Annotated in this window: 8 protein-coding genes; 3 read left to right on the top strand and 5 right to left on the bottom strand. The window is 65.4% G+C overall.

What is annotated here, in order from left to right; translation table 11 throughout:
* Positions 1-249: 249 nt before the first annotated feature.
* On the top strand, positions 250-2,880 hold the full coding sequence (locus tag D3I60_RS04320; RefSeq protein ID WP_262774902.1) for an ExeM/NucH family extracellular endonuclease: 2,631 nt from the start codon (positions 250-252) through the stop codon (positions 2,878-2,880).
* Here D3I60_RS04320 and D3I60_RS04315 read toward each other — a convergent pair.
* Genes D3I60_RS04315 through D3I60_RS04305 form a run of 3 tightly spaced genes read right to left on the bottom strand, consistent with a single transcriptional unit; the run spans position 2,761 to position 6,438 of the window.
* Positions 2,761-3,630 carry a PrpF domain-containing protein gene (locus D3I60_RS04315; RefSeq protein ID WP_262774901.1) on the bottom strand — a complete coding sequence of 290 codons (870 nt, stop codon included), beginning with the start codon at positions 3,628-3,630 and terminating at the stop codon, positions 2,761-2,763. The genes D3I60_RS04320 and D3I60_RS04315 overlap by 120 nt on opposite strands.
* Positions 3,631-3,665: 35 nt before the next feature.
* Positions 3,666-4,952, bottom strand: coding sequence for an MFS transporter (locus D3I60_RS04310; protein WP_262774900.1), 1,287 nt, complete (start codon positions 4,950-4,952; stop codon positions 3,666-3,668).
* Between the two features lie 28 nt (positions 4,953-4,980).
* Positions 4,981-6,438 (bottom strand): benzaldehyde dehydrogenase, encoded by a 1,458-nt coding sequence (locus tag D3I60_RS04305; protein ID WP_262774899.1) that lies wholly within the window; start codon positions 6,436-6,438, stop codon positions 4,981-4,983.
* Positions 6,439-6,622: 184 nt separating this feature from the next.
* Between D3I60_RS04305 and D3I60_RS04300 the strand changes: the two genes are divergently transcribed.
* Complete coding sequence (locus D3I60_RS04300) at positions 6,623-7,393, top strand: IclR family transcriptional regulator (protein WP_262774898.1); 771 nt, start codon at positions 6,623-6,625, stop codon at positions 7,391-7,393.
* 1 nt (position 7,394) lies between these two features.
* On the opposite strand, the gene D3I60_RS04295 is transcribed toward D3I60_RS04300, so the two are convergent.
* Positions 7,395-7,661, bottom strand: a complete 267-nt coding sequence (locus D3I60_RS04295; RefSeq protein ID WP_262774908.1) for a DUF2277 domain-containing protein — start codon at positions 7,659-7,661, stop codon at positions 7,395-7,397.
* A gap of 81 nt (positions 7,662-7,742) precedes the next feature.
* On the opposite strand from D3I60_RS04295, the gene D3I60_RS04290 reads away from it, so the two are divergent.
* Positions 7,743-8,474, top strand: coding sequence for a GTP pyrophosphokinase (locus D3I60_RS04290; RefSeq protein ID WP_262774897.1), 732 nt, complete (start codon positions 7,743-7,745; stop codon positions 8,472-8,474).
* Here the strand turns inward: D3I60_RS04290 and D3I60_RS04285 are convergent.
* The gene (locus D3I60_RS04285) at positions 8,455-9,033 is read right to left on the bottom strand and encodes a dihydrofolate reductase family protein (protein WP_262774896.1); all 579 of its coding nucleotides are present in this window, start codon (positions 9,031-9,033) and stop codon (positions 8,455-8,457) included. The two genes, D3I60_RS04290 and D3I60_RS04285, sit on opposite strands and share 20 nt — an antisense overlap.
* Between the last annotated feature and the right edge of the window lie 74 nt (positions 9,034-9,107).

Below are 9,107 nucleotides of genomic sequence, written 5' to 3'. Positions count from 1 at the left end.
CCTCCTAATTACTACCTGACGGCGGCTCAGCAACCTCGCGCGAGGTTGCTGAGCCGCCGTCAGGTAGTTCTGGGGCAGGGCGAGTTGTGTAAGATGAATGCCACCCGCGGCACTCAGTGGACTGTTCGACAGTTCACAAGTTGTTCACATCTTCGCCGCTGTCGTCGATGAGTGAGCCGCTAGGGTGCAAGGGACTGCGCACGTGATCGTCACGGTGCGCACAGCCGCTCATCCGCCCGAAAGGCTCCCATGAAAGTCACGACCACTCTCTCTTCCGCCGCGGCGCTCAGCCTCGTCGCGGGCCTGGCCCTCCCCCTCGCACCGGCAGTCGCAGCAGATGCCGCCGCAGACAGCGACATCCGCATCTCCGAAATCGCCTACACCCTCGCGACCGACTTCATCGAAGTCGCCGCCGACCCCGGCACCGACATCTCCGGGTGGACCTTCGGTTCGGTGACACGCGGCGGCAGCGTCCAGGCGCAGGAGAACACCGTCACCGTGCCCGAGGACACGACGGTCGGCGATTCCGGTGCCGTCGCGATCGACGTGCCGATCACGAACTCCGTCAAGGCCGGCTCGGCCGCCGACGGCGAGTACGGTTCGAGCGCCTTCGTCATCGACGATGACGGTGAGCTGGTCGACTTCCGGCAGATCGGCGGCGCCGTCGACGGCAAGGGCGTCACCGGCACGAAGAACACCTTCACCCCTGCTCCCGTCATCGGCCAGGAAGCTGAACCGACCGGCGCGATTGCCGCCGGCGGCCAGTCGATCCAGCTCACCGGCGGCACATGGAAATCGGCGGCACCCACCCCGAACGCCCTGCCCGACGGCAGCGACGACGGCGACGATGACGGCGAAATTCCCGAAGGCGTCACGCCGATCGCCGACATCCAGGGCACCGGCGACGCCAGCCCCGTCCAAGGCAAGACCGTGACCACCCGCGGTGTCGTCACCGCCGCCTACCCCGAGGGCGGACTGAACGGCTACTACATCCAGACTCCGGGCGCCGGAGGAGCCGACCGTGCCGACGGTGCAGCATCCGACGGAATCTTCGTCTACTCTCCCGACACCGTCGCCGATATCACCATCAATGACCACGTCGAGGTCACCGGCACCGTATCCGAACACTACGGTCAGACCCAGATCTCCGTAACCGCGTCCGGTCTCAAAACGGTCGACGAACCCGCCGAGGCGGTCAAACCCGTCGAAGACGCCTTTCCTGCAGGAGATGAGAAGCGCGAATCCCTCGAAGGCATGCTCCTGCAGCCGAGCGAATCGCTGACCGTCGCCGACAACTACAACACGAACACGTACGGCGAGGTCGTCCTTGCCACCGGTGAGGGCACGCTCGACCAACCCACCGACGTCCACCGCCCCGGCACCCCCGAGGCGAAGGCCCTGGAAGCCGAGAACCTCGACCGTGAGGTCGTCCTCGACGACGGCGCCACCGTGAACTTCCTCAAAGCCGATACGGACATCCCCCTGCCTTACCTCAGCAAGGAGGACCCGGTCCGCGTCGGTGCGCAGGCGAACTTCACCTCCCCCGTCGTCCTCGGCTTCGATCACGAGAAGTGGCGATTCCAGCCGACGACCCGTCTGACCGGGGACAACGCCGAGGCTGTGCAGCCGACCACTTTCACCGACACTCGCACCGAGACTCCCGAGGCCGTCAACGGGCAGGTCAGCCTCGCCAGCTTCAACGTCCTCAACTACTTCACCACCACCGGTGACCAGCTCTCTGGCTGCCAGTACTACGACGACCGTGAGGGCAACCACATCACCGTCCGCGGCGGCTGCGATGCCCGCGGTGCCGCAAACGCGGAGAGTCTCAAACGTCAGGAGACGAAGATCGTCACCGCGATCAACAAGCTCGACGCCTCGGTGGTATCGCTCATGGAGATCGAGAATTCCGCCGCGTTCGGCAAGGACCGCGACGATGCCCTGGCGACCCTGGTCAAGCGCCTCAACGAGGCCGCCGGAACCGAAAAATGGGACTTCGTCGACTCCCCTGCCGCCGTTCCGTCCGACGAGGATGTCATCCGCACGGCCCTGATCTACCAACCCACCGAGGTGGCCCCGCAGAACGAATCCACGATCCTTGACGATCAGGATGCGTTCTCCAATGCCCGCGAACCCCTGTCCCAGGCGTTCGCCCCGAAGGACGGTACCGGTGAGATCGAAAGGGACAAGACCTTCGTGACGATCTCCAACCACTTCAAGTCCAAGGGATCCGGGTCAGGTCCGGGCAACGAAGACTCCGGTGACGGTCAGGGCGCGTCGAACGCCGACCGCGTGAAGCAGGCCGAAGCGCTCGTCGGGTTCGCCGATGACCAACAGGAGGCAACGAACAGCGACCTGGTCTACCTCCTCGGCGATTTCAATTCCTACACTCAGGAGGACCCGATGCAGGTCTTCTACGAGGCCGGATACAAGGACATAGCGGCGGAGAAGACGGACGAATCCACGTATGTCTTCGGTTCGCGCACAGGCAGCCTCGACCATGTCCTCGCCCTCGACGCCTCGGACAGCACGGATGCAACGGCCTTCGACTCGGTCACCGGTGCCGATGTCTGGAACATCAACTCGGTCGAGTCCCTGGCGCTCGAATACAGCCGCTTCAACTACAACATCTCCGACCTCTACGCACCGGATCAGTTCCGTGCCTCCGACCACGATCCGGTCGTCGTCGGTCTCTTCGACTCCTCGGATGAGGGCGGGGACGATGACGCCGGAGCGGACGCGGCCGATGACGCCGATGGATCAAGCGACCACCTCGGCGAGAAGAACGCTGGCAAGAACGGCAATCACTGGGGCAGCCGCGACGGCGACCATCCCGGAGGCAAGAACGCCGGGAAGAACGGCCGCCACAACGGTTGGTGATACCCAGTCGGTGACGGCCACCTGCCCCCGCATGAGCACTCGTGCCGTGCGGAAGAGGGAGGTGGCCGTCACCGTGTCCGCATCGAAGACGGCACCGGCCGTAACCACGCCAGAGGGGATAGCCAGCCGCATTTCCGGCCCGACGGCCCCGGGTACGGCCTTGTACGTCTGCCCCATGGAGATCATCCGCACGGGCAGATCGGCCCCCTCGGTGGCCGGGGTCGTTCCGTCGAGCAGTCGAGTGGGCTTCGGTTCGGTGGCGACGGCGACCTTCGAGACGACGTCTGAGGCTTCCTCCGGCGTCTTGCACTGTCCCATCCTGACCGCGGCGTTGCGGCGCAGCTCCGCGAGCATGCCCATCGCGTGCGAGTTTGCGTCGGTCTCCTCCGGAGATTCGGCCTGCCCGTCACTGATGGTGAGTCCCACGTCGACGAGTTTCTCAGTGTTCGTGTTGAACAGGCGAAAAACGTGCCGCCCATCGGCGGCGCTGATCAGCCCGGCCGACAGAGCGAAGGGAACGACCCAGGACGACAGATTTCCGCAGTCGCCGGAGCAGTCGACAGCCGCCTCGCTGACGGAGACCTGACCGAAGGTGTAGTCCAGGTCGAGCCCGTCCCTCGCCGAGGCGAACAGCCTGTCCCACGCCGTATGGTCACTGTCCGAGCCCAGCGGAGGCAGTCCGGATTCGACGAAGAAGAGACCCTTGCTTGTGCCGCCGCGAGCGAACGTGGCGGCGTTCCGCTCAGTCATGCCCTCAAGGTACTGGCATCAGCGCGGCACTGACCTCACTTCACCGCCCTGGGCACGATGACCATCGACGCGAACCCGAGGATCGCGACGACCGCGAAGAGGTAGAAGCCCCACGGATAGGCGATCCCGGCGGTGACCAGGGTGCCGGTGATGAAGGGGCCGACGATGGCGCCGATGCGCCCGATGCCCGAGGCCATGCCGAGTGCGGTGCCGCGGGCCTGAGCCGGGTAGATCGCAGAGACGAAGGCGTAGACGAGTACCTGGGCGGAGAAGACGAAGACTCCGGTGATGAACACGGCGATGTTGAGCAGGACCTGGCTTGTCATCGGGATCGACAGTGCGGCGAGGAAGATCGCAGCGAGGACGAACCACATGAGCACGATCTTCTTCGTCCCGTGCTTGTCGGCCAGCCAGCCGGCGAGGACGAGTCCGACGACGGCGCCGATGTTCATGACGAAGAGCATGACGAGGGAGTCCGAGACCTCGTAGCCGGCGTCGGCCATGATCTTCGGCAGCCAGGTGTTGAGCCCGTAGACCAGCAGGAGCCCCATGAAGCTCGCCGCCCACACGCCGATGGTCACCAGTGCCAGCTTGCCCTCGAAGAGACCTGCCATCCCCGTCTTCGCCGTCGCATCCACGGTGCCGGTGGGATCATTCGCCTCGGTTTCGCGGGTCTGCGCCGAGGCGGCCGCCGGGTTCCGCTTCGCCTCCTGAGTTGCGAGGAACGCCTGGGATTCGGGCAGCTTCCAGACCAGGAGGGGAACCATGACCAGGCCGGCGATTCCGCCGGCGAGGAAGAGCAGATGCCAGTTGTGGGAATACGCAACGGCGAGCAGCGAGATCGCGACGGCCCCGGCGTGGTAGCCGGTCATCGTCAGCGTCGTCGCCTTGGCGGTGTTGCCGGCCTTCGTGTATTCGCCGATGTAGGCAAGGCAGCTGGGCATCACGGCGCCGAGGAAGAGTCCGGCGATGAACCGGAACGTCGTGAACAGTGCGACGCTCGGGGCGAAGGCGACGAGCAGGGTGAAGACGCTGAAGCCGATGACGCAGGCGATGATCGTCCATCGGCGTCCGATGCGGTCGACGACCGGTCCGACGGCCACGGCACCGAGGCCGACGCCGACGAGGCTGAGCGTGGCCACCATCGTGGCCGCCTCGGGGGTGAATCCGAGGGCCTCGGTGGCCAGCAGCTCGGGGATGACCGCACCGAGGACGACGAGGTCGAAGCCCTCCAAGGCGACGGCCAGCCAGCACAGGACGGCCGGCCAGCGACCCGCAGGGGCGGTACTGGTCATGGATGCGGACGGGGTGGTTGCGGACATCGGTGTCTCCGGGGTGTTGTCGTGCGGGTCAGAACGGGTAGGGCGCGATGGATGAGCGCATCGTCACCCATTGGGTTTCGGTGAAGGCTTCGATATTGGCCTCGGCGCCTCCGAAACGGGATCCGTTGCCGGAGTCCTTCATTCCGCCGAAGGGGACGTTGGCCTCATCGGAGACGGTCTGTTCGTTGATGTGGACCTTCCCGGTGTCGACGAGGTCGGCCAGGTCCATGGCCATGCCCACATCGCCGAGGATGCCCAAGGAGAGTCCGTATTCGCTGGCGTTGACCATCTCGGCGGCTTCGTCGAGGGTGGAGAATCGGGCCACCGGGGCGACGGGTCCGAAGATCTCCTGCGCCCAGACAGGGTTCGAAGGGCTGAGATCCGTGAGCACTGTGGGCGGGACGAAGGCGCCTTCGCCCGGTCCTCCGGCGACGAGTGTGGCACCGTCGGCGGTGGCTTTGTCGAGGATGTCGCGGACGTGGGTGCGCTGCTTCTCGTCGATGATCGGTCCGATCGCAACCTCCTCGGTGGCGGGGTTGCCGACCGGCAGATTGCGGGCGCGTTCGGCCAGCTGTTCGACGTATTCGTCGTAGATGGATTCGTGGACGAGGTGGCGGCCTGTGGTCATGCAGATCTGGCCTTGGTGCATCCACGATCCGAAGGCCCCCGCCGAGGTGGCCGGACCGACCTCGGCTCCGTGAAGGACTACGAGCGCATTGTTTCCACCGAGTTCGAGGTGGCAGCGTTTGAGGAGGCGACCGGCGGCTTCGCCGACCTTGCGTCCGGCCGCCGTGGAGCCGGTGAACGAGATGACGGAGACCTCGGGTGCGGCGACGACGGCTTCACCGGCGTCGAGGCCGCCCGGCAGGACCTGGAGCAGTCCTTCGGGCAGTCCCGCCTCGGCGAAGACCTTCGCGATCGCCACTCCGGCGCACACGGCGGTGCGGGGGTCCGGCTTGAGCAGGACCGCGTTGCCCAGGGCCAGGGCCGGGGCGACGGAGCGCATGGCGAGGATGAGGGGGAAGTTGAACGGGGCGATGACGGAGACGACTCCGGCGGGCACTCGGCGGGCGAAGGACCAGCGGGGTTCGTTCGAGGTGAGCACCTGCCCCTTTGGGTGGCTGGGCAGGGCGGAGGATTCGAAGCAGATGGCTTCGGCCGAGGAGAGTTCGAGTGCGGCCTTCGGCGGGATGGAGCCGGCTTCGCGGATGATCCATCCGGCGAGCTCATCGGCGTGTTCGGCCCACAGGGCACCGGCACGGCGCAGCACTGCGGCCCTTTCGGCCGGAGTGGTCCTCGCCCATTCCTTCTGTGCAGATGCGGCTCGCGTGGCGGCGGCGGTGACGTCGTCGGCGCTGGCGGCGCCGAGGCGGCCGAGGGTCTCACCCGTGGCCGGTTCGATGACGTCGTAGGTCTCGCCGGAGCCTGCGGTCCAGGTGCCTGTGAAGATCTTCTCGTGCCAGTCGGTTCCCAGGAAATCAGTCATTGTCTGTCCTCACTTCTTTGTCGGGGCGGGTCATGTCTGTGGTTCCGTGCAACGAGCCGATCTGCGGGCACAGTCGACGAAGGACTGTGGTGCGCCTCTCGTCAGAGTAGTGACCCGCACCACCCGAAGCCACAGTGCTCCCATTCATTGAGAATTTTTCTTGAGAACCGCTAGAATTCGAGGCATGGCGAACTCTCCTTCCGGCGACTCGATGATCGATCGACTCGTGCGCGTGCTCGCATCCTTCGACCCGGATCATCAGAGCCTGAGCACCGACGAGATCGCCGAACGTGCCGAACTGCCGAAGTCGACGGCCTACCGGCTCATCGGTGAGATGATGCGCCATGATCTGCTCCAACGCGATCCCAACGGCCGCATCCGGATCGGAGTCGGAATGTGGGAGCTGTCCAATCGCGCCTCCGACGCCGTCGATCTGGCGTCAGTGGCAAGGCCGCATATGATGGGCGTGCATGAGTTCGTCGGCGAGAACACACAGCTGGGCATCCTGCGCGAACGCGAGGTGCTCATCATCGAGCGCATGTCGGCGCCCAATGCGGTCGTGCACCGCTCGAAGACTGCCGGTCGACTGCCGGCACATGCGTCTTCGTGTGGGCTCGTGCTGCTGGCGTATGCACCCAAACATGTGCGCGAGGCATATCTGCGCGGGCCCCTGTCCGCGATCACGGAGAAGACGACGACGGATCCGGCCGCTCTGCGCACGATGTTCACCTCGATCCGTTCTCACCATTTCGCCGAACTCTCCGGCCATATCGATGAGGGCACGACGGGAATCACGGTTCCCGTCTTCGACGCCGGCGGGGCGGCGATCGCCGGGCTCGGGGTCGTCATAGATTCGGAGCACCGGAAAGGCGTGCCCGCGATCATGCGGGTCCTGCGGACCGCCTCGGCGAGGATCACGCAGGACCTTTCGGCCGATCGTCGCTTCGCCGGCTGAGTCAGCCGGTCCGGGCCGCGAATCTGGCTCGTCGCTTCTCGGCCTCGATTTCACGGTTCTTCGGCGGCGCATTCGTCACGAGCGCGTCGAGGAGGTGCTGGGTGGTGTGCGCGATCTCTTCGACCGCGAAGTCAAAGGCCTCGACATTGGCTTGCGAGGGCTTCGTCGTACCGGCGATCTTGCGCACGTACTGCAGGGCGGCGGCGTGGACTTCGTCGGAGGTGGCGGCGGGCTCGAAATTATGGAGGGTCCTGATGTTTCTGCACATGCCAAAACGGTACTCCTCGGCACTGACGCAGAACAGATATTCCGCCGATACACTGATGCCACCCATGAGATCGGGAGAGAGATGACGCCAACAGACACCGCTATGACCCCTCAGCAGATCGAGAGCATTCGCACCCTGCGGCTGGAATTCTCGAGGATGCTCATGCACCACCGCTTCGTCGTCAACGAGGTCCTCACGAAACTGTCGATCCTCCGCGAGGAATCGATCTATGCGCGCAGCTACAACCCGATCGAACACATCTCGTCGCGGGTGAAGTCTCCGCGCAGCCTGCTGGAGAAGGTGCATCGTCGGGGCCTGCCACTCGACACCGACGTCATCCGCGAGAAGATCACGGACATCGCCGGCATCCGCATCACCTGCAGCTTCATCGCCGACACCTATCATGTGCTCGAGCTGCTCACGGCGCAGGACGACATCCGGGTCGTCGAGATCAAGGACTATATCGCCCACCCGAAGCCCAACGGCTACCGCAGCCTGCACGCGATCCTCGAGGTGCCCGTGTTCCTCATCGGAGGGCCGACCCCGGTCATCTGCGAGGTGCAGATCCGCACGATCGCGATGGACTTCTGGGCGAGCCTCGAGCACAAGATCCACTACAAGTTCGACGGCGACGTCCCCGCTCGCCTCGTCGGCGAACTCACCGAGGCGGCCGATGCCTCCGATCAGCTCGACCGCAGGATGGAGCAGCTCCATTCCGAGGTCCGCGAGGGTACCGCCGACATCGATTCCGGGGAGGAGTTCGACGAGGAAGCGCTGCGCATCCTCTGGGACCTCAGTCGGCGGGAGGGCTAGACCTCTTGGGCCGGTAGGTCCGGCCGAAACTGCGCGGATTCACTGTGTCGATCGTCTCGAGCACCCAGTCGACGCGTCGGCCGCCGGGAACGTCGAAGATCCGGGTGCCGTCGCCGAGGAAGACCGGGGCGACGTAGACCTGGAGTTCGTCGATGAGGTCGACCTCGAGTGCCTGCCGGGCGATGTCGGCGCTGATGATCTGGATGTCGCGGTCGCCGGCGATGGCCTGGGCCTTCTCGACCGCCTCGGTGACGGTGCAATTCATCGCCGTCACCGAGGTGTCCCCGGCGAGTTCCTCGGGACGATGGGTGAGGACGAATTCCGTGCCCGACCAGGCTCCCCCGTAGGCCTCGGACGTCAGCTCATCGCGTTCGGCGGCCTGCACCTTGGCCGCGTCGTAGCCGCGGCGGCCGGAGATGATGACGGCGACTTTCGACGCCAAGCCCTCGGTGGTGCCTTCGGCGTTCGGCTCGGAGGCCGAGAGCCACGACATGTCATGGCCCGGCCCGGCGATGAATCCGTCGATCGAACAGGTGAAACCCCATGCCACTTTTCCCATCGCTCCCCCTCGAGCCGCGGCGACCATCATTCTAGTTGCAGATTGCAACCAGTGAACCATTGTTGCCGGCCTCG

Source organism: Brevibacterium permense (assembly GCF_025506275.1).
Taxonomy (GTDB): domain Bacteria; phylum Actinomycetota; class Actinomycetes; order Actinomycetales; family Brevibacteriaceae; genus Brevibacterium; species Brevibacterium permense_A.
This window is presented reverse-complemented; position numbering and strand designations above follow the sequence as displayed.